We start from the raw sequence: 25,188 nt of genomic DNA, 5'->3' as shown, positions 1-25,188 counted from the left end.
TCAATGACGGAAATGGCGCATGCCAGTAAACACCATGGCAAGCCCGGCCTCATCAGCCGCCGCAATAACCTCGTCATCGCGCATAGAACCACCGGGCTGTATGATCGCCGTGGCGCCAGCCTCGGCGGCGGTTAGCAATCCATCAGAGAAGGGGAAAAACGCATCAGATGCCACAACAGACCCTTGGGTCAACGGGGCAGGCAATCCCAGCACGTCGGCCATATCTTGGGCCTTGCGTGCAGCAATGCGCGTGCTGTCTACGCGGCTCATCTGCCCCGCACCAACACCCACGGTGGCGCCATCCTTCACATAAACAATCGCATTGGATTTGACGTGCTTTGCAACTTTCCATGCAAAGAACATATCCTTCAGCTCCGCCTCGCTTGGCTGTTTCTTGGTCACAACCTTCAAATCATCCATGCCGATGAACCCATTATCGCGATCTTGGATCAAATAGCCGCCCGATACCTGACGCCATGTCTGGCCCGCCGCCAAAACATCCGGCAAACCACCGGTGGTTAGCAGGCGCAGGTTCTTCTTGGCCGCGAAAACTGCCTTGGCTTCATCTGTGGCCTCCGGAGCGATCACCACCTCTGTGAAAATGTTGCAAATCTGCTCGGCTGTGGCACCGTCCAATGTTTGGTTCAGCGCGATAATGCCGCCAAAGGCAGATGTCTGATCGCATTGGAATGCTTTCTCGTACGCCTCGGCCAATGTGGCACCGCGTGCCACGCCGCATGGGTTAGCGTGTTTGATAATTGCAACCGCCGGCCCATCTTTGGGGTCAAATTCCGCCACCAATTCAAATGCCGCATCGGTGTCATTAATATTGTTGTACGATAGCGCCTTGCCTTGATGCTGGGTGGCTGTGGCCACGCCCGCGCGCTCAGACCCATTAGAATAAAAACTGGCCGATTGATGCGGGTTTTCACCATAACGCATCTCTTGTACAAATTCGCCAGCAATCGCACGGCGCCGCGGGGCCGCCTTGCCAATCGCGCCCGCCATCCATGTGGATACCGCCGCATCATAGGCCCCCGTACGCGCATAGGCGCATTGGGCCAATTCCTGACGGAAGGCCAAATCAGTCGCGCCCTCATTGGCCTTCATCTGATCAATCAGCCCATCATAGTCCTGCACATCCACAACCACAGATACAAACCCGTGGTTTTTAGCCGCCGCACGGATCATCGCAGGGCCACCAATATCGATGTTCTCGATGCAATCATCATAATCGCCACCCTTGGCAACCGTTTCCTCAAACGGATACAGATTAACCACCAGCAAATCGATTGCCCCAATGCCATGTGCATCCATGGCCGCAATATGATCATCATTATCACGTAGCGCCAACAAGCCCCCATGCACCATCGGGTGCAACGTCTTTACACGCCCATCCATCATCTCTGGAAAATTGGTAATCTCGGACACATCGCGCACGGCCAAACCTGCATCACGGATCGCCTTGGCGGTCCCACCCGTTGATAGCAATTCCACCCCCTGCGCATCCAGCGCTGTCGCCAGCTCTATTAATCCAGTTTTGTCAGAAACAGACAAAAGTGCGCGGCGAATTTTAACAAGATCTTGGGACATTGGGCAGCATTCCTTTAGCAATCATAGGGCGGCGCTATTCGTCTAGACGGATCAGCGACCATTCGATGCCGCCCTCATAGTCGATTGCTTTGCCAGATACCACAACCTGTTTGCTATTGCTGGGATTTAAACGGCCATATCGCATATATTGGCTGGGTTCGATGGCTATTTTGGCCCCATTCGCGCGCAAAACCCACAATTCACCCGATGGCAGGGTGATGGTCACGGCGGTGTCCTTCATGCCCAATTCCGCCCGCACACGTGGATGCAAATGAAAGCGAATAGCAAAGGGAATAGATTTCGCCCCGCGTGCCTGCAACCAACGCAGATAGGCCTGTTGATGCGCCCGCCCCTCTGCCACTACAGAATCCTTGCCGCGTAAAAACATGCCATCGCGCGCCAGTTCCAATGATCGGTAATGGCGCAGGCCATGGCTGTCCTCAAACCCACCATGTGACGCGGCGATCATCTCGAAATCCGCATTCTCACTGCGCTCATACAGCGGCTCTTGGACCACCGGCCTCTTGGCATCCGTGCGCTCAGGGTTGTGATTGGCCACACATAGGGTGCTATGGGCCGCCACAGATCGGCTCAAAATTCCTGGCACCTCGCCAAAAATCTCGCCCGGCCCCACATTTACAATCAAAGGCTGACGCCCCCAAGACATCTCAAACGCCAGCGCCGAGAATGACTGATCACGACCAATGGTCTGTGGCCCAGTGTCCATCAATAGCGTGCTCTTGCCGTGGCGCATCCGCTGATACCCCATGGCGTTTTTATCCAACGCAGGCAGGCGGATTTCCGCATCCGCCAGCGATTGATCCAAACGCCCCTCCATGCCACGCCCACCGCCGTGGAAATGGCCCAATCCCCCATCCCCCAGACGCAAGGCCCGCAACACTGGCACAATGCGCTCCATGGCCAGTAAATGCATGCGCTCGGGCTTCTTGCCGGCCTCGTTAATGCCATGGGCAGCCCAGGCAAGCGAGGTGAATATCTGCATCAGTTCTTCTGGGTTGCGAGATGGGATTGCGCCATCTATCCCAATATAGATCTCGCATTCCTTGGCCAGCCCCCGCACGGCCCCCGCCAGATGCCGCTCTTTGGCCTCTAGGGCCAGCCCGCAATAGATCAAGCCTGTCAACGCTTCGAACCGCGCCGCACCTCGCGGGGCCGCCCGCCAGCGGCGCGCTAGGAAATCCGCCTGTTGCCCCAGCATTTTATAATATTTCTGTTGTTGATCCGCCTCTTCTTTGGCCAAGAGCATCAGCGCATGATTTATCACCCGCACCACGCGACGCCCCGCCAATTGCGGTGTCCAACCTTCGCCACGCCCCGCACCATAGAGATCAATCCAGCGCCACAGCCACTCTTTGGTCAGGCGGCGCGCATGGGCGCTGCCCTCGGCGGCCAAATGATCCATCCAGCCAAACCCGTGCAGGGCACGTTCAAATTCCACATCCGGCGCGGATAAATCCCAGATAGATTTCCCGGGGGCCTCGACAATACTGCCAGCAAACAGAAAATACCCCGCCATCAATTGCGTGCCGCGCGCGGGCACCCCGATCGAGCGCGGCTCTGGCTGAACAATAAAGGCAGATGCCGCGCGCGAGAAAACGCTGCGCCGCGCCGCTATCTTATTGCCAATGTTTTCACCTAAGAGTCCCATGCATCCGCTTTATCGTTTTAAAAAGCTTACGATGCCTTTTTAAACTTGGCTACGAAAAACCCATCCATACCACCTGCATCTGCCCAAAAATCAGGGCGCAGGCGGATTTGTCCTGCCGCATTGGCCATCATCGGCTCCAGCCCCAACTGTGGCGCATCCAGCGCTACGGGGACGACATCGATCTCTTGCTTGGCCAGCCAATCCGCATGGCCCTCGCCCTCGGCGGCAAATAGGCTACAGGTCGAGAACACCAGCTCCCCGCCAGGCGCCAGCCATTCACAAGCCTTGGCCAATAAATTGCGCTGAAGCTTCAATAACTCGGCCAGATCAAAATTTGCCTTGGCAAAGGGCAGGTCAGGATGGCGGCGAATCGTGCCGGTCGCAGAACAGGGCGCATCCAATAGAATCGCATCAAATTTCGCATCAGGTTTCCAGCCCAGCGCATCCGTCACCACCGATTTTGCCCGCAGGCCCGTGCGCTCTAAATTCGCCTCTACGCGCCGCATTCTGTGCTGTGAAATATCCAGCGCCGTTACATCCGCACCCGTCGCCGCCAGCTGCATGGTCTTGCCACCGGGTGCCGCACATAGGTCTAAAACCCGCATGCCCTCAACCACGCCCAGCGCCAGTGCCGGAATGCTGGCCGCGGCATCCTGTACCCACCAAGATCCCGTCTCGAACCCTGGCAATTCGGTAATCTGCCCTGCGCGCTGCAAACGCACAGACCCATTGGGCATCAGCTGACCACCCAGCGTTTTTGCAAATTCGCCCGCCTCTTTGGGATCACGGCATGTGATGTCCAGCGGCGCGCCGCCTTGATGGGCCAACTCAATCGCCGCGATCTGCTCCTTGGTGGCGATTTTTTTCATCTGCCCGACAAAGGCCTTAGGCAATGCTTGGGGGGCTGTTTTGGCGAACTCTGCCGCGCCCTCGTCCGCCACCTTACGCAATACCGCATTGGCTAGGTTCTTCAAATGTGCCGTTTTTTGTTTGCGCTTGGCCATGGTTACTGCGCTGTCCACCGCCGCGTGGCTGGCGATGCCATCCACCAATATTTCTGCCGCCGCCACCCGCAGAATATTCAACAGAGCAAAGGGTGTCTTCTTGGTCAGGTATTTATCCAGTACCGCATCCAAACGATCCAGATTACGCAGCGTGGTCGCCGCCAGCGATTGCGCCCGCGCCCGCGCCGATGGTTCCAAATCCACCAAAGGCCCATCCTCGGCACCAACCAAATCGATCAACAGCCGTTTTTCCATCAAAACAGCGTGCAATAGGCGCACAGCGGCCTCTCGGGCATAGATTCCAGCATTGGACATTTGCGTCTCTTTCCATAGGTGTTTAAACTGCCTTATATCAACACTGCCCCAAGAAACAGAGTGAAACGCATGTCCGATGAAAAATCCAAGCGCCTAGCAGAGGCCGCTGAGCGCGCCCTAGCAGAGGCAGCCGCACGTAAAGCCACCCTAGACGCACAGGAATTGCCACTGGAACTGGGCGGGCGCAACGGGCCAGAACCCACCCGTTTTGGCGATTGGGAACGCAAGGGTATCACCTCGGACTTTTAACGGGGATTTCTAAAATTTTCGCTATTTTTGGCTTGGGGATTCATTGTTGAACAACCCCCTGCCCCTAGGTTTCCAATAACTCTGGAGACCCTTATGATACACCCGTTGAAATTACCCATTCTTCTAGGATTAATCGCCTGTATACCTAGCCAAACATCCGCTGAAACCCCAGAAAACCGCGTCTGGTTCACATGGGAACGCCAACGGGCAATCCCCCAGCTTTGTGAACAAAAAAATCACTGCACCCCGATTCGTGAATTCATCACCCGCCTGATCGAGGAACCAGAGACCCAAAAGGCCGAGCAAATGACCGGTTCGCTGGATCGCCTGATAAAAATGCGCAAACAACCAGTGGAACATCCAGAGGCCCCAAATTGGTGCGCCCACACCGATGCACAGAAAATACTGGGCTTTGACGCAGAACATTGGCCCCTGGCCGAAAAACTGGTCGCCCTGCGCGGATTAGAAGGGGTCTATATTAATGTCGAAGGCCTGAAGGGCCCAGCGAACTTCGAAGGCCCATTTGGCCCCAAGGTACAGGCAACAATCGCCCGCAAGTTCCGCGAAAACGGGATAAAATTGCTAACCGAGGAGGAAATGGAACAAACCCCCGGCAAACCACATATGAATATCTATTTCTCGAACACCAATCCCGACACGGGCTGTTGGTTTAGTGTCTTTTCCAGCGTCAGCCAAACCATGCTGTTAACCCGCAATCACACCATCAAGGTCAAGGCAGGCAGTTGGGGTTTTTCGGGCGGCTATTCCGCTGATCATCCAGATCGCGCAGAATTCGATGCTATTATGCTGGTCGTTGACAGATTCATATCTGATTTCAAAACCGCCAATAGCACCGCCGCCAAGTCCGATAAATAACGTGATCTATAGCCCAAGCACATCCATCATGTCATAGGCGCCGGCCTTTTTGCCCTGCCCCCAAAGCGCCGCGCGCAATGCACCGCGGGCAAAAATTGTGCGATCCGTTGCCATATGACGCAAGACAATGCGTTCGCCCGCTGCCGCAAACATTACATCATGCTCGCCCACAATATCGCCGCCACGTACCGCATGAAACCCAATGTCGCCACGGGTGCGCGCGCCGGTAATACCATCACGTCCCCGATCAGATACCGCATCCAGATCCACTCCGCGCCCATCTGCCGCCGCTTGGCCCAGCATTAGGGCCGTGCCTGATGGTGCATCAACCTTGTGGTGGTGATGGGCCTCAGTGATTTCGATATCAAAATCCTCGTCCAATGCGGCGGCAACCTTTTGCGTAAGCTTGGTTAGCAAATTCACCCCAAGGCTCATGTTACCCGCGCGTATAATTGGTGTCTGTTGGGCAAAACGATCCAGCGCAGAAATATGCGCTTTGTCCATACCCGTGGTGCCGATCACATGCACAATCCCCGCATCCACCGCCAGCGCCGCATGGGCCAATGTGGCCTCTGGCGATGTGAAATCAATCACCGCATCCGCCCCTGCAAAGGCCACCTTTGGATCATCAAGCACCAACACCCCATTCGCAGAACCGCCCATCATCTGGCCCAGATCCTGTCCAACCCAAGCATGCCCCGCACGCTCGGTCACGGCAACCAATCGCGCCTTATCACTGCTCAGCACCGTGTTGATCAACATCTGGCCCATACGCCCAGAGGCGCCGACAATAACAATAGCAGGTAGATTAGACATAACGTTCTCCATTTTCTTGCCCCCATCTAGCCTGTCACGCCCCCAAAGGCAAAGCCCAGCTTGCGAGCGGGCGCGAAAACCACTAAACCGCGCCAAAGCAGGAGCACATGATGGCTAAAAACGATCAAAACCAACCCCAAGGCCCCAGCCAGCGACAGCTGCGCGTAGGGGAATTGATTCGCCGTGCCGTGGCCGATATTTTGATGCGCGGTGATATCCACGATCCAGATTTGGCCCATGTATCCATCACCGTGGGCGAGGTGCGCCCAACGCCAGATTTAAAAACCGCGTTGGTTTTTGTACTGCCCTTGGGTGGTGAAAACGCCAGCGCCGTGATTGATGCGCTAAACCGCAATACCTACGAGGTGCGCCGCGCCATGAATAAATCTGTGGCACTGAAATTCTCGCCCAAGCTCAAATTCGTGCTCGACACCACATTCGATAATCTAGATGAAACCCGCCGCCTGCTCTCGCTGGATCAGGTGGTACAGGATATCAGCACCGAGGATTGATCCTCGGCACATAAGGCAATACCCCATGGCAAGACGCAAAAAAGGCAACCGCGTAAACGGTTGGCTGTTGATTGATAAACCTGCGGGCATCACCTCTTCGGCGGTGGTGAATAAGGTGAAATGGGCGCTAAATGCGCAAAAAGCAGGCCATGCGGGCACCCTTGACCCAGAGGCGACCGGCCTTTTGGCCGTGGCATTGGGCGAGGCCACCAAGACCGTTCCCTACGTAACCGACGGGATGAAGGCCTATACCTTTATCATCCGCCTAGGTCAGGCCACCAATACCGATGATGCCGAAGGCGAGGTGATCAGCGCCAGCGATACGCGCCCTACAGATACGGACATCGAACAGGCCCTAGGCCAGTTCATCGGCGACATCCAACAGATCCCACCGCAATTTTCTGCGGTGCGTGTAGATGGCCAGCGCGCCTACAAATTGGCCCGCGATGGCGAAGAGCTGGATCTGCATGCGCGTGATCTGTTTGTCGAGGATCTAAAATTGGTCTCTCGCATAGACGATGATCACGCAGAGCTGGAACTGATCTGTGGCAAGGGTGGCTATGTGCGCGCAATTGCCCGCGATCTGGGCGCATCGCTTGGATGCTTTGCCCATGTGAAAACACTGCGCCGGATTTGGTCTTGCGCGCTAGATGTCGAGGATGCAATTCAATTTACCCTGCTGGACGAGCTGGCAAAACAGCCTGAATTGCTGGAATATCTGCACCCGTTGGAACTGGGTCTGGCCGATCTGCCAGAATTGCATTGCCGCATCGAAGAGGTGCAAAAGCTGCGCAATGGCAACCCGGCCATGGTCACCCACGCCGATCTGGAATACGGCGACGAGGCATGGGTATCGTGCAACGGCGAGCCATTGGCCATCGGCACCTACAAGGCCGGCCAAATCCACCCCAGCCGTGTCTTCGTGCCAGAATGATCACCCGCACGCATATCAAAGATGATGCGCCCTCTACGGCGCTCTACTCTGATTGTGAAAAATACCGCTATGCCCTGACCCGCACATGGGATGCAGATGGGCAAAAGGTGCTGTTTGTGATGCTGAATCCCTCCACCGCCACCGAGGTGCAAAACGACCCAACAGTCGAGCGATGCGAGCGGCGCGCCCGCGCGCTGGGTTATGGGGCGTTTCGGGTCTGCAATATATTCGCCTATCGCGCCACGGATCCACGCGATATGCGCGCCCAACCCGATCCGATTGGCCCAGAAAATGATGCCACGATCCTAAAGGCCGCAGGCTGGGCCGATGCAATCATCTGTGCATGGGGCACACATGGCGCGCATATGAACCGTGGGCCACAGATGGAGGCTGTATTACGCCAGCAAACCCTGCCCCTCTCACATCTGGGCCTGTCCAAGGCCGGCCACCCCAAACACCCTCTGTATATCAGCTACAGCGTCACCCCAGTGCCATGGGATGTACCGCGCTAACCCGCATCACCTGTGATTTTGCTTGCTTTTGATGGGTATTAACCTACCAATATGCTGAACAGCGCCCCCGCCATAACAGCGCGCATCATTCCATATATGGGCCCCAAAATGAACGATCAAACCAAAGGCATTTTGTTGGCCATACTGGGCGTTTTGTTCATCGTACCCGATAGCCTGTTCATTCGGCTGATCAGCGCCGATGCCTATACCATCATTGTCTGGCGTAACTTTTTCTCTGGGGCCTTTATTTTCACAGGGCTGCTGGCGTACCACCGCGGGAACCTGTGGCGCATCTATGCCGGCACGGGGCGCAACGCGCTGATGTTCTGCCTGTTTCTGGCCTGTAGCGCGCCCCTGTTTACGCTGGCGGTCAGCCTAACCACGGTGGCCAATGTGGTATTTATTGCCGCCACCACGCCTGTGTTCGCCGCCTTCGCCAGCTGGGTTCTGACAGGTCAGCGGATATCGTCGCGCATGGCAATCACGATTGCCGCCGCCCTATGCGGGGTGGGCATCATCGCATCAGGCTCGCACGAGACCGAGGGCGCTACATTGCGCGGTGATCTTACGGCCGTGGCCTTCGCCGCCAGCTACGGCACCGCACTAAGCTTTGCCGCGCAATCCAAGGCAACATCAATGGTGCCAATGACCCCCATTGCGCTATTTGCCAGCGGCCTGGTCTTTCTGCCCTTCGCCACGCCCTTTGTATTTCAGGGCATGGATGCGCCCTATGTGCTGGCCCATAATATCTTTATTGCTGTGGCCATTTCCCTGTTGGCGATCAGCCCACGGTTCATCACCAGCACCGAGGTTGCGCTATTCTTGCTGTGCGAGAGCGTGCTGGCGCCGCTGTTGGTGTGGGTGGTGATCGGCGAAACGCTGGGGCGTGCCACAGTGATCGGGGGCACCATCGTATTGGGGGCGTTGTTGGTGTCCAACATTATCGCCCTACGCAATAGGCCCGCCACGCCCGACTAACGATTTTCCTTTATTTTTTGGGGAATCACCCCTATACGCACCCAATCTGTGAAATTCAGATACTCCATGGGCCCTGCTGGACGATATCCCGGCCTGCGCCATTCACTCTAACCAAGGAGACCCCGATGTCGATTACAGTAGAAGAAAAAGCACGCCTGATCAAAGAATTCGCGATCAAAGAAGGCGATACAGGATCCCCAGAAGTACAAGTTGCGATCCTAACATCTCGCATTAAAACGCTGACAGAGCACTTTAAAACCAACAAGAAAGACAACCACTCTCGTCGTGGTCTTTTGAAAATGGTTGCCCTGCGTCGTAAACTGCTGGATTACACACGCGGCAAAGATGAGGCCCGTTACCAAGACCTGATCAAACGCCTAGGCATCCGTCGCTAAGACACCGCCAAATAGAATTTTTAAAACCCGTTCAGAAATGAGCGGGTTTTTTTATGCCACCACTGCATTTTTGCCCAATGCATACACAGCAAACCGCCCTTTGGTTCAAAAGGCAATCGCCTGACCCCATGGTTACCTTTTGTTTAGATACACCCCCCTTCCCATCCCAAACATTCCTCTATATACAGCCCGCTATCTGGAATGTGATGCCTTGACCTGCGCATTCACCAAGAGGGTAAGGGTCGGTGGCAATGGGGCCACCTTGTAACAGGAGACTTCGCAACGGCGAAGATTGCTCCTTTGATAGGAAACTTAAATGTTTAACGAAGTAAAAAAATCCATCCAGTGGGGCGAAGAAACCCTAACACTGGAAACAGGTAAAATCGCGCGCCAAGCCGACAGCACCGTTATCGCCACATATGGTGAAACATCTGTTCTGGCCGCCGTATGCTTTGCCAAAAAAGAAAAAGAAGGTCAGAGCTTTTTTCCCCTGACTGTTAATTACCAAGAAAAATATTACGCCGCGGGTAAAATTCCTGGTGGGTTCTTCAAACGCGAAGCACGCCCAACAGAAAAAGAAACGCTGACCGCGCGTCTGATCGACCGTCCAATTCGCCCGCTATTCGTACCCGGCTTCAAACACGAAGTTCAGGTAACCTTGACCGTTCTATCACATGATCTGGTAAATGACCCAGACATGGTTGCGATGATCGCGGCATCTGCCGCCCTGACGTTATCTGGCGCACCGTTCATGGGCCCTATTGCGAACTGTCGTGTTGGCTTTGAAGATGGTGAATATGTATTGAACCCAACAGTGGATGATATGCATGACCTGAAAAACAACCCAGAACAGCGTCTTGATCTGGTTGTTGCCGGTACCAAAGATGCCGTAATGATGGTTGAATCCGAGGCATATGAGCTGACCGAGGAAGAAATGCTGGGCGCGATTAACTTTGCACACAATGCATTCCAGCCAGTGATCGATATGATCATCGACATGGCCGAAGATGCCGCCAAAGAGCCATATGATTACCAAGCACCAGATTACTCTGATCTATATGCAGCGGTTAAAAAATCTGGCGAAAAAGCAATCCGCGCAGCCTATGCCATCACGGACAAACAAGAGCGCACAGGCGCCTTGGCCGCGGCCAAAGACGATATCATTGCATCCCTAAGCGAAGAGCAACAAGAAGATGCAAACCTAGGCACATGCCTCAAGAAGCTGGAATCAGAGGTGGTTCGCGGCGATATCGTAAAAACAGGCAAGCGTATCGACGGCCGCGATCTGGCAACAGTGCGCCCAATCGTATCCGAAACTGGTATCCTGCCCCGTACGCACGGCTCGTCCTTGTTTACACGCGGTGAAACCCAAGGCTTGGTTGTAACCACATTGGGCACCGGAGATGACGAGCAAATGATCGATGCGCTTAACGGCACATACCGCTCTAACTTCCTGTTGCACTACAACTTCCCTCCATACTCTGTTGGTGAATGTGGTCGTATGATGGGCCCAGGACGTCGCGAAATCGGCCACGGTAAATTGGCATGGCGCGCGCTTCAGGCGGTTCTACCCCCTGCAACCGAATTCCCATATACAATCCGCGTTGTTTCAGAAATCACTGAATCAAACGGCTCATCTTCAATGGCCTCTGTTTGTGGTGGCTCTTTGTCTATGATGGATGCGGGTGTTCCGCTGCGCGCACCGGTTGCGGGTGTTGCTATGGGTCTGATCCTACAGGACAGCGGCGAATACGCCGTTCTCACAGATATCTTGGGCGACGAAGATCACCTAGGGGATATGGACTTTAAGGTTGCTGGTACAGAAAACGGTATCACTTCGCTACAAATGGACATCAAGGTTGCAGGTATCACACCTGAAATCATGGAAAAAGCCATGGCACAGGCCAAAGACGGCCGCCTACATATCCTAGGCGAAATGTCCAATGCCCTGACCGAGGCTGGCTCATTCTCTGAACATGCTCCACGTATCGAAACCATCCAAATCAACCCTGACAAAATCCGCGAAGTTATCGGATCAGGCGGCAAGGTTATTCGCGAAATCTGCGAAGTATCTGGCGCCAAGGTTGATATCAACGATGACGGCGTGATCAAAATTGCATCCAGCAATGGCGAGCAAATCGAAAAAGCCCGTGAAATGATCATGTCGATCGCCGCAGAACCAGAGGTAGGCACAATCTACACTGGTACCGTGGTAAAGGTCATGGACTTCGGCGCATTCGTTAACTTCTTTGGCAAACGTGACGGTCTGGTGCACGTATCCCAAATGGCCGCCGAGCGCGTAAACCACCCATCAGATTTGGTCAAAGAAGGCCAAAGCGTAAAAGTGAAGCTGATGGGTTTTGACGATCGCGGCAAGGTGCGCCTGTCAATGAAGGTTGTCGATCAGGAAACTGGCGAAGAAATCAAAAAAGAAGACGCCTAAATATAGGTTTCAAACTCTAGAAAAAGGCCCCGTATTTGCGGGGCCTTTTTGTCATTTAAAGATTATTCGCTTTTTGCCGCTAAATATGATACGATGATCCCCAGTTCCCAAAATCACAGCCCGAGTTTCTAATGCATCAATATTTGCCAGCTCTTGCCGCGTTCATCATTGGCATAGGCCTATTGGGCCACCCCGCACAGGCCTTATCACCCCAACAGGTCATCGCCAATTTACGCGCACAGGGCTATACCGATATTACCAAAAGCAGGACACTGCTGGGGCGCACTAAAATACGTGGGTGCATTGGCCCTACAAAACGCGAGCTGGTTGTTAGCAAGGGCGGAATATTGCTGCGCGATACCGTCACCAAAGATCAGGCACCCAACAACGTCAATATGACACAGGCACCGCCTACCGCCGAGGGTTCTTCAAACTCCGGCACTGAATCCAATACCAACCAGAGCAACGGCAACGGCAACGGCAACGGCAATGGCAATGGCAACGGCAACGGCAATGGCAATGGCAATGGCAATGGCAATGGCAACGGCAATGGCAATGGCAATGGCAATGGCAATGGCAATGGCAATGGCAATGGCAATGGCAATGGCAATGGCAATGGCAATGGCAATAATGGAAATAATGGCAACGGCAAGAAGAAAAAATAAATCCCACCCCGTTACGCTACCGCAATAATTTCACAGTATTTTTGGATGAACACACCCAGAATTCCAAAAGGCAGGCCAACATGAAATTTAAAATTTCTAGATACTTTTTGGCACTACAGCTGCTATTGGCCGCTGCCTTTATCTATCAATTCGCCAGCGAGGTTCTGGGCCTACGCTCCACCGCCCTGCCATGGGAATGGCACGAGGTCATCGAAATCTCGGCGCTGATTGGCCTATTGATGGGCGCATTCGCCACAATTCTGGTGTTGCGCGATACCCTAAAACGCAACCGCCGCGTTGAAAACCAACTGTTGATGATATCGGGTGACTTTGCCAATCTTCTGATGGAAAAATTTACACGTTGGGGCCTAACCAAATCAGAACGCGAGGTCGCCCTCCTAACGCTCAAGGGTTTCTCGGTCGCCGAAATAGCCACCCTACGCGGCAAAAGCCAAGGCACGATAAAGGCCCAAAACGCCGCCGTCTATAAAAAGGCAGGCGTCACCAGCCGCACCCAGCTGTTGCTGATTTTTATCGAAGATTTGATTGATGGCGCAATAGAAACAGCAGAAGGCACCCCGCGGATAAACATACCGCAGGACGCCAAATCTTGATTACTTGGGCAGTTGAGCTTTGCGCAAATAGGGCAGAATTGTTTCAAATTCGCCAAACTTGGCAACCGCATCCTCGTTGCTCACGGTCGCCGGAATGATCACATCCTGCCCCACCTGCCAATTAGCAGGGATCGCCACGCCATTGTTCGCACTGGTCTGCAATCCATCCAGCGCGCGCAAAACCTCGGCAAAATTACGCCCCACAGTCATCGGATAAGTCATGGATAATTTCAACTGTGCATCAGGACCAATGATGAACACAGAACGCACAGTCGCACTATCATTCGGGGTGCGCCCATCCGGCAAATAGGCCTCTGCTGGTAACATATCAAATGCCTTTGATACCGCCAGATCCTCATCCGCGATAATCGGGAAACCCGCGGATGTGCCCGCAACTTTCTCAATGTCATTCTTCCACTTCTTGTGATCCTCGACACCATCTACCGATACGCCAATCACCTTGGTGTCACGCTTGGCCCACTCATCGGCCAATTGCGCCACAGCACCAAATTCGGTGGTGCACACAGGGGTAAAATCCTTGGGGTGCGAAAACAGAATCGCCCATTTCCCATCCAGCCACTGATGAAAATCAATCGCCCCATGATCGGTATCAGCCGTGAAATTCGGCACAGTGTCATTAATGCGTAACGCCATCGTCTAGCTCCTTTTGGTGTTTGTTCTAGGCTTAGTGACCCATCTGTCCGCCGTCAAACTACTTTGGGCGGTTTGTGGCGAATAGAACATCACCCAACTCAGTTCGTGATTGCCAAGCTGCTATAGGAATGCAAGATTCCCACAAATTCTAAGAAAGGCTCGCTATGCTCGACTATCGCAAGTTTTATATCAATGGCGCATGGGTAAATCCCGCTAATCCAAACGACCTACAGGTGATCAACCCGGCCACGGAACAGCCCTGTGCGGTGATTTCACTGGGCGATCAGGCCGATACAGATGCCGCCGTCAGCGCCGCGCGCAGGGCCTTTGCCACATGGCAACACAGCACCAAGGCAGAGCGCCTTGATCTGCTCAACGCCATCCGCACAGAATATCTGAAACGTGCAGAGGATATGGCACAGGCCACCACCATGGAAATGGGCGCCCCGATCTCCATGTCGCGCAATCAGCAGGTCACCAGCGGCACCTACCACATCGATGGCTTCATCGATGCCCTAACGGATTTCGAATTCGAAGAGCCCGTGAAAAACGGCGCCGGCGAGATGATCCTAAAAGAGCCGATCGGCGTCTCCGCCCTAATCACCCCGTGGAATTGGCCCATGAACCAAGTCTTCCTAAAGGTGATCCCAGCCATTGCCACAGGGGGCACATGCGTGCTGAAACCTTCGGAAATCTCCCCCCTCTCTGCACAGATCTTTAGCGAGGTCATGCACGCCGCGGGTGTGCCCGCCGGTGTCTACAACATGGTTAACGGCGATGGCGTGGGCGTGGGCAGCCAGCTGTCCGCGCACAAAGACGTGGATATGATCTCCTTCACCGGCTCTACCCGCGCAGGCAAGCTAATCTCGAAATCTGCCGCCGATACAATCAAACGCGTCACCCTAGAATTGGGTGGCAAAGGCGCCAATGTCGTTTTTGCCGATGCAGACGAGCGCGCCGTTAAACGCGGGGTGCTGCATATGATGAACAACACAGGCCAAAGCTGTAATGCCCCCAGCCGCATGTTGGTGGAACAGCCCTACTACGACGAGGCCGTGGAAATTGCCGCCAAAACCGCGCAAAATCACAGCGTGGGCGACCCCGCAACCGAGGGCAGGCATATGGGCACATTGGCCTCCGAGGCACAGTTCAACAAAGTCCAAGACCTGATCCAAACCGGCCTTGACGAAGGCGCACGCCTTGTGGCCGGTGGCCTTGGCCGCCCCGATGGGCTGAATTGCGGCTACTACGCCCGCCCTACCATTTTTGCTGATGTCACCCCAGATATGACCCTCTACCGCGAAGAGGTCTTCGGCCCGGTGCTGGTCATGAGCCCCTTTGATACCGAAGAACAAGCCTATGAAATGGCCAATGACACCGATTACGGCCTAACCAATTATGTCCAGACGGGCGATTCCGCCCGCGCCAATCGCGCCGCGCGCGCCATGCGCTCTGGCATGATCCGCATTAACGGCGAAGGCGGCACAGGCTATTCACCCTTTGGCGGCTACAAGCAATCCGGCAATGGCCGCGAAGGCGGCAAATGGGGCCTAGAGGATTTCATCGAGGTCAAACATATCACGGGCTGGTCTTCTTGATTTCCAATCACCCATAACCACATTAACCAGTGCCCAACCCTTGGGCGCTGTTTTCTATCGGAGCATATTGATGAAATTTCTTACCTCACTTGGCCTGATCGCGGCCCTCACCTTGGGTGCGCCTGCACTGGCTAAATGCGGTGGCTCTTTCAACAGCTTCGTCAAAGGCCTGGAAAAAGAGGCCCGCGATCTGGGCCACTCTCGCAAAGACGCCAAGGCATTCTTCGCCAATACAGCCCAAGACCCGAAGGTTTTGAAACTGGATCGCTCACAAGCTGTCTTCCGGCAAAATTTCACCAAATTCGCAGGCCGCGTCGTGTCCAGCAATCGCCTAAAGGTGGGGGCCGCCAAGCACAAACAATACGCATCCGCCTTTAAAACCGCACAGGCCGATTACGGCGTGCCCGCCCCCGTCCTGTTGGCCTTTTGGGCCATGGAAACGGATTTCGGTGCGAACCAAGGCGGGTTTAACACCCTAAATGCGCTGGCGACACTGGCCCATGATTGTCGCCGCCCAGACCTGTTCCGCCCGCAAATTTTCGCAGCCCTAGAGCTGTGGAAGCAAGGCACCTTTAGCCCAACAAAATCCCGCGGCGCATGGGCGGGCGAAATTGGCATGGTACAGATGTTGCCAAGGGATGTCCTGACCAAAGGCGTTGATGGAAATAGGGACGGCAAGGTCGATCTGGTAAATTCCGCCCCCGATGCCATCCTAACAGCGGCGCGGGTACTGCAAAGCCACGGTTGGCAGGCAGGCCAGCCATGGATGGTAGAGGTCAATGTCCCCAGCCAGATGGATTGGTCAAAAACAGGCCTAGGCAAGCCACAAAAGGTCTCTGCTTGGAAAGCCAAAGGCGTAAAATTACGCACCAGTGCAAGCGGAAACCTAAACGCATCCCTGTTACTGCCCGAGGGCCGCAAGGGCCCCGCATTTCTGGTGTTTGATAACTTCGATGTTTATTTCAAATGGAATAAGTCATTGGTCAACGTCACCTCTGCCGCCTATTTCGCCACCCGCCTAAACGGCGCGCCACGCTTTAACATAGGCACCCCCGACGCACCGCTGTCCGGCGATCAAATGAAATCCTTGCAATCAAAGCTGGCCAAGCGCGGGTACGATGTGGGCAAAATCGACGGCATCCTAGGCGCAAAAACCCGCGCCGCGGTACAGGCCGAACAACAGCGCCTGAAATTACCTGCCGATGCATGGCCGACGGTTGGGTTATTGGGGAAGTTATAACTTGATAGACCCTGTAAATGCTCGTCGTCACGGATATCCACAATACAAGCCCGCATAAGTGCCTGCTGAACAAGCGACAAGAGTACCTGTCGCTTGCAACCCTGTGTGGGCACCGCGCGCTAAGCGGTGCGCCCCTTCACCAGCACCTGTTCGAGAGCGGCGGAATTGACGAGGTCGTACGCGGCCTAGTTGATACCATAACCGCCCCCTGTGTCGCGCTGGGTTATAGCGCTGGTGGTTATGCCCTTTGGCGCGCGGCAATGGCGGGTGCGCCAATTACCCGCCTGTTCTGCCTGTCCTCGACACGCCTACGCCAAGTTCCGCCCATTCCAATTCCAACACATGTCTTTTTCGGCGCAGACGATCCCAATATCCCCAGCGAAACCTGGATGAGCAAGGTCCCCGACCATGTCTCTATATTTCCCAATACCGATCATAGCTATTATTGCGATCCCAGCTCTACCGCGTGGCAGGAAACCCGATTGATCATCTCAGAATATTTGCCCCACATCGCCCAATACTAGACGCAGATCTATAACCAAACAGGTGCAGGGGCGTTGCCCCTAATCCACCATCTCTTCCGCCGCCTGCAGATCCACAGACACCAGCTGACTTACCCCCTGTTCGGCCATGGTCACCCCAAACAAGCGGTCCATACGCGCCATGGTCACCGCGTGGTGGGTGATGATCAAAAACCGCGTATCGGTGTTCTTGATCATATCATCCAGCATGTTACAAAACCGCGTAACATTGGCATCATCCAGCGGCGCATCCACCTCGTCCAGCACACAAATCGGCGCAGGATTGGCCAAGAATACCGCAAAAATCAGCGCCAGCGCCGTTAGCGTCTGTTCCCCACCAGACAGCAAAGACAGCGTCGATAATTTCTTACCCGGCGGTTGGCACATAATCTCCAAACCCGCCTCCAGCGGGTCATCGCTCTCTACCAGCACCAAGTTGGCTTCACCACCATCAAACAGTGTCTTAAACAGCTTCGAGAAATTGGCATTCACCTCGTCAAAGGCCGCCAACAGCCGATCACGGCCCTCTTTGTTCAGACTGGCAATCCCCGTGCGCAATGCACGGATCGCCTCTTCTAGATCCTCTTTTTCACGCGCCAGCATATCGCGCTCTTCAGAGACCTCTTTGGCATCTTCCTCGGCGCGTAGATTAACGGCCCCCAGACTGTCGCGCTGGCGGCGCAGACGCGCCACATCGGCCTCGATCATATCCGCAGGGGGCATCTTATCTGGGTCGGTCTCTAGTTGCTCCAGCAGGTTTTCAGGCGATACGTTCAAATCCTCATAAATACGCTCTGCGGCCAATTCCACCTGTGTGGTTGCCGCCTCGGCCACCGCATCGGCGCGGCCGCGTTTTTCGCGGGCATCAGATGCGCCGCGCTCGGCGTCGCGTTCGTCCTGCTCTGCACTGCGCAATGCCGTTTCCCCCACCGCCAGCGCATCAGATGCCGCAGACATGCGCGCGCGTGCCGCATCAATCGCACGGTTCAATTCATCACGCTTGGCGGCGATCTCTTCGGGGGCGGCGGTGGCTTGGCCCAACTCAGCTTCGCTCTCAACCTTGCGGGTTTCCAGCTCGGATATCCGTTTCTCGGCGGTTTCTAGGCGATGGCGCCAGCCGCTGACCTCTTTGATAATCTCTTGGCGCCGCTTGGTGCGGGCCTCGCCTTCGCGGCGCGTATCATCAAACAACGACCGCTTGGTCAGCATCGTCATCCGCGCCGCCTCTACCGCGATTTTGGTGGTCTCCACCGCGCCGCGGGCGGCTTCCAAATCACCCAAATCAGCTACGTTTTTCTGTGCCTCTGCCAGTGCCGCGCGCGCGGCTAGCGCCTCTTCATCCAAGCGCTGTTGCGCCAACTTTTGGGTCTCGACCTTGCCGGCCAACATATCGCGATCCGCCTCGGCGCGAGATAGGGCCCGAGTAGCCTGTGTAGCCTGCTCATCCGCCGCCTTGCGCGCACTGCGTGCGCTATGATCGGCGGCAATCAGCTCTTGTAGCGATTGATGCACGCGATCGAATACCTGCTGGGCCTGTTCTAATTGCCCACTGGCCTTAGAAAACCCCGCGCGCAGATCTTCTAGACGATTCATTTGTTGCAGGCGCAATGCCGCCGCAGATGGCGCATCATCCGCACCTTGGCGATACCCATCCCAGCGCCACAAATCGCCCTCAAGGCTGACCAAGCGTTGGCCAGGCTGTAGTGCCCCCTGCAAGGCCGCGCCTTGCGCTCGGGATACCACCCCCACATAGGCCAAACGGCGGTTTAAAACCGCAGGTGCTGTAACATAGTCAACCAAAGGCGCGGCATCCGCGGGCAACTCTGTCGCGCGATCATACTGTGCCAACTCAGCCCAGCCCGATGCCTCGCCTTCCCCCACAATTGGCGCCTTTAGATCATCCGCAAGCGCCGCACCTAGGGCGGCCTCATATCCCTTGCGGGCGCGCACATCATCCAGAACCTGCGGGCCCTCGGATGCATCGCGGGCGATCACGCGCTCTAATGCGCCAACCTCAGCACGCAGGGCATTTGCCTCGCCCTCTGCCTCGGATAATGCAGCGCGGGCATCACTGTCTGCCGCCTGTGCGGCGCTGCGCTTGCCTTCAATCTCTAACAGATCCGCCTCGGCTTTGCGGATCGCCTCTTGGGTTTGGGCGCGGGTTTCACCGGCGGTGCGCAGGGTCGTCTCGGCCTCGGCCAATCCCTCTTGGGCGGTCAACACCGCGGCGCCTGCAGCGTCAGATTGGCTTTGGCGGCTGTCCAACACCTTTTGGGCATCAGACAACAGACGATGGCAGGATTGGTGGCGCGCGGCCAATCGCGCCGCATCTTCGGTCAGCTGATCCAAAGCGCTTTCTTGATCTTGCATTACGCTGGCGGCATCGCGCGCCTCTTCATTGGCACGCGCCAGCTTGTCCTCTTGGCCTACGGATGCTTTCTGGATTTGATCCTGTTCCCAATCAAGACGCTTGATTGTCTCGCCGGCATCCTTGTTCAGGCCAGCCTCGCGTTCAATATCATTGCCCAACTGGGTGATGCGCGCGCGCAGGGTATCGATCTGGGCGCGGGCCTGATTTTCTTGATCCGCTAGCGTATCGCGTTGCACGTCCAGCCGCTGTACCACGGCGGCCGCAATGGCCTCTTCTTCGCGCAGCGGCGGCACCTTGCCCTCGGCCTCTTCGCGGGTCTTTAGCGCTTGGCTGGCGGCGGCTTGGGCCGCGGCGGCGGCCTTGCTGGCCTCTAGCAATTCTTCTGCCGCCTTAAGGCGTGCGATATCGGCCTCGCGCCAGCGGCGGTACAACAACAGCCCCTCTGATTGACGCAATTCTGTGCCAATCTCGCGGTAGCGCGCCGCTTGGCGGGCTTGGCGGGCCAAACTGCCCAATTGGCTGTCTAGCTGTTCGATCACATCATCAACACGGCCCAGATTGGTCTCAGCACCCTTGAGCTTCAGCTCTGCCTCATGGCGGCGCTGATACAATCCAGAAATCCCCGCCGCCTCTTCCAAAATGCGCCGCCGCGCCTTGGGCTTGGCATTGATCAGCTCGGAAATCTGCCCCTGACGCACCAAGGCCGGCGAATGCGCGCCCGTGGATGCATCAGCAAACAACATCTGGATATCGCGCGCGCGGGTTTCCTTGCCATTGGCCTTATAGGCCGATCCCACATCACGGGTGATGCGCCGCGTCACCTCTAGCAAGTCTTGGCTGTTAAAGGCCGCGGGGGCCAGACGCTGGGCGTTATCAATCAGCAGGGCGACCTCTGCGTAATTGCGCGCAGGGCGGGTAGATGCACCGGCAAAGATCACATCCTCCATACCGCCACCGCGCATGGCCTTGGGGCGGTTTTCCCCCATGACCCAGCGCAGGGCCTCTAGCAAATTCGATTTCCCACAGCCATTTGGCCCGACCACACCGGTCAGACCATCCGCGATCACCAGCTCTGTGGGATCAACGAAACTTTTAAATCCTGTCAGTCGAAGCTTGCTGAACTGCAAAATACGCCCCATTGATTCTTGTTCCCCCCAAGGTCGCGGGGTATCCCCCCCTGAGTCAACAAAAAACAACCGTATATGGGGGTTTTACCCGACTTATCCACAAGATATTGGCACTTATGGCCGATTTAGACATGCTGGCACTCTGGTTTTTAGCCGCAAAAATCCCAGCAATGTCGGAATCCATCTTGACCCATCCCCCCTGTTGCGGGCACAAAGGGCGCGCATGGTTCCCCATATAGGCATAGGAAATGTCTGGGGATGAAATGGGAATGCGGACAGGGATGACCTATACAAGGGCCCGATGCCGCAACCGCCCCCGCGACTGTATGCGGAGAGTGACGCCAAAAACCACTGGCAAATGCTGGGAAGGTGGCGAAACGATCGATCCGCGAGTCAGGAGACCAGCCCTGCAGAACGGAAACCAAGAACCGTCGGGGATGACGGGTAGGAGAAAAACATGACGACTGTACTTGCACAGATCAATACGAAAACCGCCACGCTGCTATTTACTGCGCTGCTGGGCCTGTCCGTTATTACATTTGCGGGCCACATTCAGGCGGCCACTTTGCATGATGCGGCCCACGACGTGCGCCACGCAACTGGCTTCCCCTGCCACTAACACATGTTCACACGATTGGTAACCAGCGCATTGTTCGCTGGTTTTGTAACGGGGTTGATTGCCGCTCTGTTGCAATTGGTATTCGTGCAACCGCACCTACTACACGCAGAGCTATACGAGTCTGGTCAATTGGCCCATGCGGGGGCGGCTGGTAGCCCCGCCCATGTGCCATCGGAACCCTTTGATATTCAGCGTAACGGATTATCTATCCTGTTTACGGCGCTGATTTATTGCGGCTATGCGCTGATCCTAGTGGCGATCATGTCTCTGTCAGAAGATCGCGGTAATCGCATTACCCCGCGCCAAGGTCTGGTCTGGGGGGTAGCAGGGTTTATCGCCGTGCACTTTGCCCCAGCGGTCGGCCTGCCCCCCGAATTGCCCGGCTCGGCGGCGGCGGATGTTGGTCTGCGCCAAACTTGGTGGTTTAGTACCGTGGCGGCAACGGCGTTGGCGGGATGGCTTCTGGCCTTTGGGACATCTTGGCGTGCTTGGGGTGCGGCCATTGTTCTATTGGCAGCCCCCCATGTGATCGGCGCGCCCCACCCCGATACATTTACGGGCACCACACCACCAGAATTGGTTGGCCTGTTCGCAGGTGCCGCGCTGGGGGTTGGATTGGCCGCATGGGTTGTGTTGGGGATATTATCCGCGTATTTCTGGAAAAACTCTGCAGATGCCTGATCGGGGCATCTGTTTGACCAGATCACAAGGAAGTAAATAGATGAAAAATCCAATGGCAATGCTGGCGATAGGCGCGTTTTTTGGCACGGGGCTTGGATTTCTGTTGGCGGTGGGTTCCGGCGCAGAGCTAGAGGGCCACGATCATGACCACGCCACCGATCATGATGCCCCCATAGTCAATGCCCATGCGGGGCATGAAACCGCCGCGCTAGACCACTGTAATGTCAGCCAAGTGGGCGAGGATCATCACAATCACCATGCACCCGTAGATACCGCCGCCGACAGCCCAAAACCGGGTATCAGCATTTTCGTGCACCCCGATGCGGTCTCTGGTTGGAACCTTGAAATTCTAACCGAGAATTTCGAGTTTTCCCCACAAACAGTGAACGAAGAACACCGCGACGGCCAAGGCCATGCCCATGTCTATGTAAATGGAGAGAAATTGGCGCGACTCTATACCCGTTGGCTGTATATTGAATCTCTGCCGCGCGGGGAAAACACCATTACCGTTACCCTAAATTCCAATGACCACCGCGTGATTGCGGTAGAGGGCGAAAAGGTTTCCGCCGAGCAGATCGTTCAGGTTAACTGATGGCGGGGATGCGCCCGCGCAGGCAATGGCGCAACCGTCCACAGGGGCGCGCATCCACAATCCAGCCATCGGGGGCCTCGATATACAATTTAGCAAAGGCCAGTATATCCGCGTGGTCGCGCTCTGGATCAATGCCTGCAAAAATATACGCCGCCTTGCCCGCTGAACGAAATGATATCGCCACGGGGTCAGCACAGGCCGACATGCATTCTTGGGTCTCAATGATGAAATCCCTGATCTGTGGCATATCGGATGTCGTAAACAAGGCCCGTAGATCATCTGCCAATGCCGCCCCGCGGGCATCGGCTTCGCCCTTGGGCGAACACGTCGAACAAATGAATAATGTGTGGCTCATGCCCATCCCGCCTTCAATTAATACACCACACCTAGCCCAGCATAGATAAACTGACAAGCTGGCGTCGTAACAACGCTAACATACGGAAAAATCACCATGGCACAGAAAATCCCAGCAACAGTCGTCACCGGTTTCTTGGGCGCAGGCAAAACCACCCTAATCCGCCACATGCTGCAAAACGCAAATGGCAAACGCATAGCCCTGATCATCAATGAATTCGGCGATCTGGGGGTCGATGGAGATATCCTAAAGGGATGTGGCGATGAAACCTGCACAGAAGACGACATCATGGAGCTGTCCAATGGCTGTATCTGCTGTACCGTGGCTGATGACTTCATCCCCACCATGCAGGCCCTCTTAGAGCGCGACCAGAAACCGGATCACATCGTGATTGAAACCTCGGGGCTTGCCCTGCCGCAACCTCTGGTGCGCGCATTCAACTGGCCCGAAATTTCCACCCAAGTTACCGTTGACGGTGTTGTCACCGTGGTTGATGGGCGCGCAGTACAAGATGGGCAATTCGCCCATAACGTCGCCGCCGTAGATGCCCAGCGCGCGATGGATGAAAACCTTGATCACGAGACACCGCTATCCGAGCTGTTCGAGGATCAAATCGCCTGTGCTGATATGATCGTGGTGAATAAATCAGACCTGCTAACCGCCGATGAGACGGCCGCACTGACCACCAAGTTAAAATCAGACAGCCGTGATGCCGTACAGGTGGTCAAGGCCAGCATGGGCGCCTTGCCTATCGATGTTCTGCTGGGCCAGGGCATCGGCGCCGAAACAGATATGTCTGCACGCCACGAGGTGCATCACCACCACCACGATCATGACGACGACCACCACGATGACCACCACCACGCGCATGATCACGACCATGACGAATTCCAAAGCTTCGTTGTGGAAATGGGCGAAATCGCTGATGCAGACGCCTTTGCCCAGCATGTGGCCGATGTAATCCGTAAATTTGATATCCTGCGCCTAAAGGGATTTGCCGCAATCACGGGCAAACCAATGCGCCTAACACTTCAGGCCGTTGGCCCACGGGTTGATACCTATTTTGATCAACCCTTTGGCACCGCTGCGCGCTGCACAAAACTGGTGGTGATCGGACAGGCTGGCCTTGACCAAGGCGCAATAGAGGCCGCGCTGACGCAATGACAATCAGCGTAGAAACAACCAACCCAAAGCAACCAGAGGCCCGCGCCCTGCTGCAGCAGAGCCATGCCCTGATGCAATCGCTGTATCCAGAGGAAAGCTGTCATTATTTTTCGGTGGATGCGCTGTGCGGCGACGAGGTTACCTTCGTCACCGCAAAAATAGAGGGCAAAATAATGGGCTGTGGCGCCATCGCGCGGCGTGATGATTATATCGAGATTAAATCGATGTTCGTTGATCCCACGGCACGTGGCCAAAAGCTGGCCCAGCACATCCTAGACCACTTGATCACCCTCTCGCGCACCGAAGGATTTTCCTCGGTAAAGCTGGAAACAGGTGACGGCCTAGATGCCGCCCATGCGCTGTATTACAAATACGGCTTTGCCGATTGCGGCCCCTTTGGGGATTACAAACTAGACCCCCACTCCATCTTCATGGAAAAAACCCTATGAGCGCCCTAGCTGATGCCCCGCTGCAAAAACCGATAACTGCGCCGCAACCACACCGCCGCACGGTTCTGGGTGGGGGGCAAATAGCCATTTTGGGGTGGTGGGATAAAATGGTTGGTCTTACTGCCATCCGCCAAAACCTCTTGGTAAATCACATCCTTTTGCAAAACCCGTTCGCCCACTTGATAAATTCGCTTGCTAATGTTTTTCATGTCCGCCTCCTAAACGGAACCATGGGGCAACTT

At 55.5% G+C, this 25,188-nt stretch carries 26 protein-coding genes and 1 riboswitch; of the genes, 18 read left to right on the top strand and 8 right to left on the bottom strand.

Going from position 1 to position 25,188, the window contains the following annotated elements; genetic code table 11:
* The 3 genes from purH to QQL62_RS10310 are packed head-to-tail and all read right to left on the bottom strand — an operon-like array spanning position 1 to position 4,581.
* A complete protein-coding gene (gene purH / locus QQL62_RS10320) occupies positions 1 to 1,593 on the bottom strand; it encodes a bifunctional phosphoribosylaminoimidazolecarboxamide formyltransferase/IMP cyclohydrolase (protein WP_284378636.1) in 1,593 nt (530 codons plus the stop codon).
* Between the two features lie 34 nt (positions 1,594 to 1,627).
* Positions 1,628 to 3,262, bottom strand: a complete 1,635-nt coding sequence (locus tag QQL62_RS10315; protein WP_284378634.1) for a heparinase II/III family protein — start codon at positions 3,260 to 3,262, stop codon at positions 1,628 to 1,630.
* Positions 3,263 to 3,288: 26 nt separating this feature from the next.
* Positions 3,289 to 4,581, bottom strand: coding sequence for an RsmB/NOP family class I SAM-dependent RNA methyltransferase (locus tag QQL62_RS10310; protein ID WP_284378632.1), 1,293 nt, complete (start codon positions 4,579 to 4,581; stop codon positions 3,289 to 3,291).
* A 69-nt stretch (positions 4,582 to 4,650) separates the two neighbouring features.
* On the opposite strand from QQL62_RS10310, the gene QQL62_RS10305 reads away from it, so the two are divergent.
* Entirely contained in the window at positions 4,651 to 4,830 is a 180-nt protein-coding gene (locus tag QQL62_RS10305) for a DUF1674 domain-containing protein (protein ID WP_284378630.1), read from the top strand.
* Between the two features lie 93 nt (positions 4,831 to 4,923).
* Positions 4,924 to 5,706 carry a hypothetical protein gene (locus tag QQL62_RS10300; RefSeq protein ID WP_284378628.1) on the top strand — a complete coding sequence of 261 codons (783 nt, stop codon included), beginning with the start codon at positions 4,924 to 4,926 and terminating at the stop codon, positions 5,704 to 5,706.
* 6 nt (positions 5,707 to 5,712) lie between these two features.
* Here QQL62_RS10300 and dapB read toward each other — a convergent pair whose 3' ends face one another.
* Positions 5,713 to 6,522: a 4-hydroxy-tetrahydrodipicolinate reductase gene (gene dapB / locus QQL62_RS10295; RefSeq protein ID WP_284378627.1), complete on the bottom strand. Its 810-nt coding sequence runs from the start codon at positions 6,520 to 6,522 to the stop codon at positions 5,713 to 5,715.
* Between the two features lie 110 nt (positions 6,523 to 6,632).
* Between dapB and rbfA the strand changes: the two genes are divergently transcribed.
* The 8 genes from rbfA to QQL62_RS10255 all read left to right on the top strand — a co-directional run bounded on the left by rbfA (position 6,633) and on the right by QQL62_RS10255 (position 13,575).
* Entirely contained in the window at positions 6,633 to 7,034 is a 402-nt protein-coding gene (gene rbfA / locus QQL62_RS10290; protein ID WP_284378625.1) for a 30S ribosome-binding factor RbfA, read from the top strand.
* A gap of 25 nt (positions 7,035 to 7,059) precedes the next feature.
* Positions 7,060 to 7,968 (top strand): tRNA pseudouridine(55) synthase TruB, encoded by a 909-nt coding sequence (truB, locus tag QQL62_RS10285; protein ID WP_284378623.1) that lies wholly within the window; start codon positions 7,060 to 7,062, stop codon positions 7,966 to 7,968.
* Positions 7,965 to 8,480, top strand: a complete 516-nt coding sequence (locus QQL62_RS10280; protein ID WP_284378621.1) for a DUF1643 domain-containing protein — start codon at positions 7,965 to 7,967, stop codon at positions 8,478 to 8,480. Before truB ends, QQL62_RS10280 begins: the two co-directional genes overlap by 4 nt.
* A 108-nt stretch (positions 8,481 to 8,588) precedes the next feature.
* A complete protein-coding gene (locus tag QQL62_RS10275; protein ID WP_284378618.1) occupies positions 8,589 to 9,458 on the top strand; it encodes a DMT family transporter in 870 nt (289 codons plus the stop codon).
* Positions 9,459 to 9,583: 125 nt separating this feature from the next.
* Positions 9,584 to 9,853, top strand: a complete 270-nt coding sequence (gene rpsO, locus QQL62_RS10270; protein ID WP_284378616.1) for a 30S ribosomal protein S15 — start codon at positions 9,584 to 9,586, stop codon at positions 9,851 to 9,853.
* A 316-nt stretch (positions 9,854 to 10,169) separates the two neighbouring features.
* A complete protein-coding gene (pnp, locus tag QQL62_RS10265) occupies positions 10,170 to 12,296 on the top strand; it encodes a polyribonucleotide nucleotidyltransferase (RefSeq protein ID WP_284378613.1) in 2,127 nt (708 codons plus the stop codon).
* A gap of 131 nt (positions 12,297 to 12,427) precedes the next feature.
* Complete coding sequence (locus tag QQL62_RS10260; protein WP_284378609.1) at positions 12,428 to 12,961, top strand: hypothetical protein; 534 nt, start codon at positions 12,428 to 12,430, stop codon at positions 12,959 to 12,961.
* A gap of 80 nt (positions 12,962 to 13,041) precedes the next feature.
* Entirely contained in the window at positions 13,042 to 13,575 is a 534-nt protein-coding gene (locus QQL62_RS10255) for a helix-turn-helix transcriptional regulator (protein ID WP_284378606.1), read from the top strand.
* On the opposite strand, the gene QQL62_RS10250 is transcribed toward QQL62_RS10255, so the two are convergent.
* Complete coding sequence (locus QQL62_RS10250; RefSeq protein ID WP_284378602.1) at positions 13,576 to 14,229, bottom strand: peroxiredoxin; 654 nt, start codon at positions 14,227 to 14,229, stop codon at positions 13,576 to 13,578.
* Between the two features lie 164 nt (positions 14,230 to 14,393).
* Here QQL62_RS10250 and QQL62_RS10245 point away from each other — a divergent pair, with 164 nt between their 5' ends.
* The 3 genes from QQL62_RS10245 to QQL62_RS10235 all read left to right on the top strand — a co-directional run bounded on the left by QQL62_RS10245 (position 14,394) and on the right by QQL62_RS10235 (position 17,591).
* A complete protein-coding gene (locus QQL62_RS10245; protein WP_284378599.1) occupies positions 14,394 to 15,827 on the top strand; it encodes an aldehyde dehydrogenase family protein in 1,434 nt (477 codons plus the stop codon).
* 70 nt (positions 15,828 to 15,897) lie between these two features.
* Positions 15,898 to 17,067, top strand: coding sequence for a lytic murein transglycosylase (locus QQL62_RS10240; protein WP_284378596.1), 1,170 nt, complete (start codon positions 15,898 to 15,900; stop codon positions 17,065 to 17,067).
* A gap of 17 nt (positions 17,068 to 17,084) precedes the next feature.
* Positions 17,085 to 17,591, top strand: a complete 507-nt coding sequence (locus QQL62_RS10235) for a dienelactone hydrolase family protein (protein WP_284378593.1) — start codon at positions 17,085 to 17,087, stop codon at positions 17,589 to 17,591.
* A 39-nt stretch (positions 17,592 to 17,630) separates the two neighbouring features.
* Here QQL62_RS10235 and smc read toward each other — a convergent pair whose 3' ends face one another.
* Positions 17,631 to 21,086: a chromosome segregation protein SMC gene (smc, locus tag QQL62_RS10230; protein WP_284378591.1), complete on the bottom strand. Its 3,456-nt coding sequence runs from the start codon at positions 21,084 to 21,086 to the stop codon at positions 17,631 to 17,633.
* A 207-nt stretch (positions 21,087 to 21,293) separates the two neighbouring features.
* A riboswitch (cobalamin riboswitch) is annotated at positions 21,294 to 21,510 on the top strand.
* A gap of 33 nt (positions 21,511 to 21,543) precedes the next feature.
* Here smc and QQL62_RS10225 point away from each other — a divergent pair.
* The 3 genes from QQL62_RS10225 to QQL62_RS10215 are packed head-to-tail and all read left to right on the top strand — an operon-like array spanning position 21,544 to position 22,978.
* A complete protein-coding gene (locus tag QQL62_RS10225) occupies positions 21,544 to 21,705 on the top strand; it encodes a CbtB domain-containing protein (protein ID WP_284378589.1) in 162 nt (53 codons plus the stop codon).
* Between the two features lie 3 nt (positions 21,706 to 21,708).
* Entirely contained in the window at positions 21,709 to 22,386 is a 678-nt protein-coding gene (locus QQL62_RS10220; RefSeq protein WP_284378586.1) for a CbtA family protein, read from the top strand.
* Positions 22,387 to 22,426: 40 nt separating this feature from the next.
* A complete protein-coding gene (locus tag QQL62_RS10215) occupies positions 22,427 to 22,978 on the top strand; it encodes a hypothetical protein (RefSeq protein WP_284378583.1) in 552 nt (183 codons plus the stop codon).
* Here QQL62_RS10215 and QQL62_RS10210 read toward each other — a convergent pair.
* The gene (locus tag QQL62_RS10210) at positions 22,971 to 23,333 is read right to left on the bottom strand and encodes a DUF1636 family protein (RefSeq protein WP_284378578.1); all 363 of its coding nucleotides are present in this window, start codon (positions 23,331 to 23,333) and stop codon (positions 22,971 to 22,973) included. The genes QQL62_RS10215 and QQL62_RS10210 overlap by 8 nt on opposite strands.
* 96 nt (positions 23,334 to 23,429) lie before the next feature.
* Here QQL62_RS10210 and cobW point away from each other — a divergent pair, with 96 nt between their 5' ends.
* Together cobW and QQL62_RS10200 are read left to right on the top strand one after the other, a co-directional pair.
* Positions 23,430 to 24,497, top strand: coding sequence for a cobalamin biosynthesis protein CobW (gene cobW / locus QQL62_RS10205; protein ID WP_284378573.1), 1,068 nt, complete (start codon positions 23,430 to 23,432; stop codon positions 24,495 to 24,497).
* Positions 24,494 to 24,946 carry a GNAT family N-acetyltransferase gene (locus QQL62_RS10200; protein ID WP_284378570.1) on the top strand — a complete coding sequence of 151 codons (453 nt, stop codon included), beginning with the start codon at positions 24,494 to 24,496 and terminating at the stop codon, positions 24,944 to 24,946. The genes cobW and QQL62_RS10200 overlap by 4 nt, the downstream gene beginning before the upstream one ends.
* A gap of 5 nt (positions 24,947 to 24,951) precedes the next feature.
* On the opposite strand, the gene QQL62_RS10195 is transcribed toward QQL62_RS10200, so the two are convergent.
* On the bottom strand, positions 24,952 to 25,155 hold the full coding sequence (locus tag QQL62_RS10195; protein WP_284378567.1) for a hypothetical protein: 204 nt from the start codon (positions 25,153 to 25,155) through the stop codon (positions 24,952 to 24,954).
* Positions 25,156 to 25,188 lie beyond the last annotated feature (33 nt).

The sequence above is a fragment of the Amylibacter marinus genome, from assembly GCF_030160015.1.
Classification (GTDB): domain Bacteria; phylum Pseudomonadota; class Alphaproteobacteria; order Rhodobacterales; family Rhodobacteraceae; genus Amylibacter; species Amylibacter marinus.
The sequence above is the reverse complement of the archived record's forward strand: the minus strand, read 5'-3'. Positions and strand labels throughout refer to the sequence as shown.

What these genes read in the sequence shown, in the direction of transcription:
- purH (WP_284378636.1), bottom strand. Translation starts at nt 1,593, where the DNA reads ATGTCCCAAGATCTTGTTAAAATTCGCCGCGCACTTTTGTCTGTTTCT.
- QQL62_RS10315 (WP_284378634.1), bottom strand. Translation starts at nt 3,262, where the DNA reads ATGGGACTCTTAGGTGAAAACATTGGCAATAAGATAGCGGCGCGGCGC.
- QQL62_RS10310 (WP_284378632.1), bottom strand. Translation starts at nt 4,581, where the DNA reads ATGTCCAATGCTGGAATCTATGCCCGAGAGGCCGCTGTGCGCCTATTG.
- QQL62_RS10305 (WP_284378630.1), top strand. Translation starts at nt 4,651, where the DNA reads ATGTCCGATGAAAAATCCAAGCGCCTAGCAGAGGCCGCTGAGCGCGCC.
- QQL62_RS10300 (WP_284378628.1), top strand. Translation starts at nt 4,924, where the DNA reads ATGATACACCCGTTGAAATTACCCATTCTTCTAGGATTAATCGCCTGT.
- dapB (WP_284378627.1), bottom strand. Translation starts at nt 6,522, where the DNA reads ATGTCTAATCTACCTGCTATTGTTATTGTCGGCGCCTCTGGGCGTATG.
- rbfA (WP_284378625.1), top strand. Translation starts at nt 6,633, where the DNA reads ATGGCTAAAAACGATCAAAACCAACCCCAAGGCCCCAGCCAGCGACAG.
- truB (WP_284378623.1), top strand. Translation starts at nt 7,060, where the DNA reads ATGGCAAGACGCAAAAAAGGCAACCGCGTAAACGGTTGGCTGTTGATT.
- QQL62_RS10280 (WP_284378621.1), top strand. Translation starts at nt 7,965, where the DNA reads ATGATCACCCGCACGCATATCAAAGATGATGCGCCCTCTACGGCGCTC.
- QQL62_RS10275 (WP_284378618.1), top strand. Translation starts at nt 8,589, where the DNA reads ATGAACGATCAAACCAAAGGCATTTTGTTGGCCATACTGGGCGTTTTG.
- rpsO (WP_284378616.1), top strand. Translation starts at nt 9,584, where the DNA reads ATGTCGATTACAGTAGAAGAAAAAGCACGCCTGATCAAAGAATTCGCG.
- pnp (WP_284378613.1), top strand. Translation starts at nt 10,170, where the DNA reads ATGTTTAACGAAGTAAAAAAATCCATCCAGTGGGGCGAAGAAACCCTA.
- QQL62_RS10260 (WP_284378609.1), top strand. Translation starts at nt 12,428, where the DNA reads ATGCATCAATATTTGCCAGCTCTTGCCGCGTTCATCATTGGCATAGGC.
- QQL62_RS10255 (WP_284378606.1), top strand. Translation starts at nt 13,042, where the DNA reads ATGAAATTTAAAATTTCTAGATACTTTTTGGCACTACAGCTGCTATTG.
- QQL62_RS10250 (WP_284378602.1), bottom strand. Translation starts at nt 14,229, where the DNA reads ATGGCGTTACGCATTAATGACACTGTGCCGAATTTCACGGCTGATACC.
- QQL62_RS10245 (WP_284378599.1), top strand. Translation starts at nt 14,394, where the DNA reads ATGCTCGACTATCGCAAGTTTTATATCAATGGCGCATGGGTAAATCCC.
- QQL62_RS10240 (WP_284378596.1), top strand. Translation starts at nt 15,898, where the DNA reads ATGAAATTTCTTACCTCACTTGGCCTGATCGCGGCCCTCACCTTGGGT.
- QQL62_RS10235 (WP_284378593.1), top strand. Translation starts at nt 17,085, where the DNA reads ATGCTCGTCGTCACGGATATCCACAATACAAGCCCGCATAAGTGCCTG.
- QQL62_RS10225 (WP_284378589.1), top strand. Translation starts at nt 21,544, where the DNA reads ATGACGACTGTACTTGCACAGATCAATACGAAAACCGCCACGCTGCTA.
- QQL62_RS10220 (WP_284378586.1), top strand. Translation starts at nt 21,709, where the DNA reads ATGTTCACACGATTGGTAACCAGCGCATTGTTCGCTGGTTTTGTAACG.
- QQL62_RS10215 (WP_284378583.1), top strand. Translation starts at nt 22,427, where the DNA reads ATGAAAAATCCAATGGCAATGCTGGCGATAGGCGCGTTTTTTGGCACG.
- QQL62_RS10210 (WP_284378578.1), bottom strand. Translation starts at nt 23,333, where the DNA reads ATGAGCCACACATTATTCATTTGTTCGACGTGTTCGCCCAAGGGCGAA.
- cobW (WP_284378573.1), top strand. Translation starts at nt 23,430, where the DNA reads ATGGCACAGAAAATCCCAGCAACAGTCGTCACCGGTTTCTTGGGCGCA.
- QQL62_RS10200 (WP_284378570.1), top strand. Translation starts at nt 24,494, where the DNA reads ATGACAATCAGCGTAGAAACAACCAACCCAAAGCAACCAGAGGCCCGC.
- QQL62_RS10195 (WP_284378567.1), bottom strand. Translation starts at nt 25,155, where the DNA reads ATGAAAAACATTAGCAAGCGAATTTATCAAGTGGGCGAACGGGTTTTG.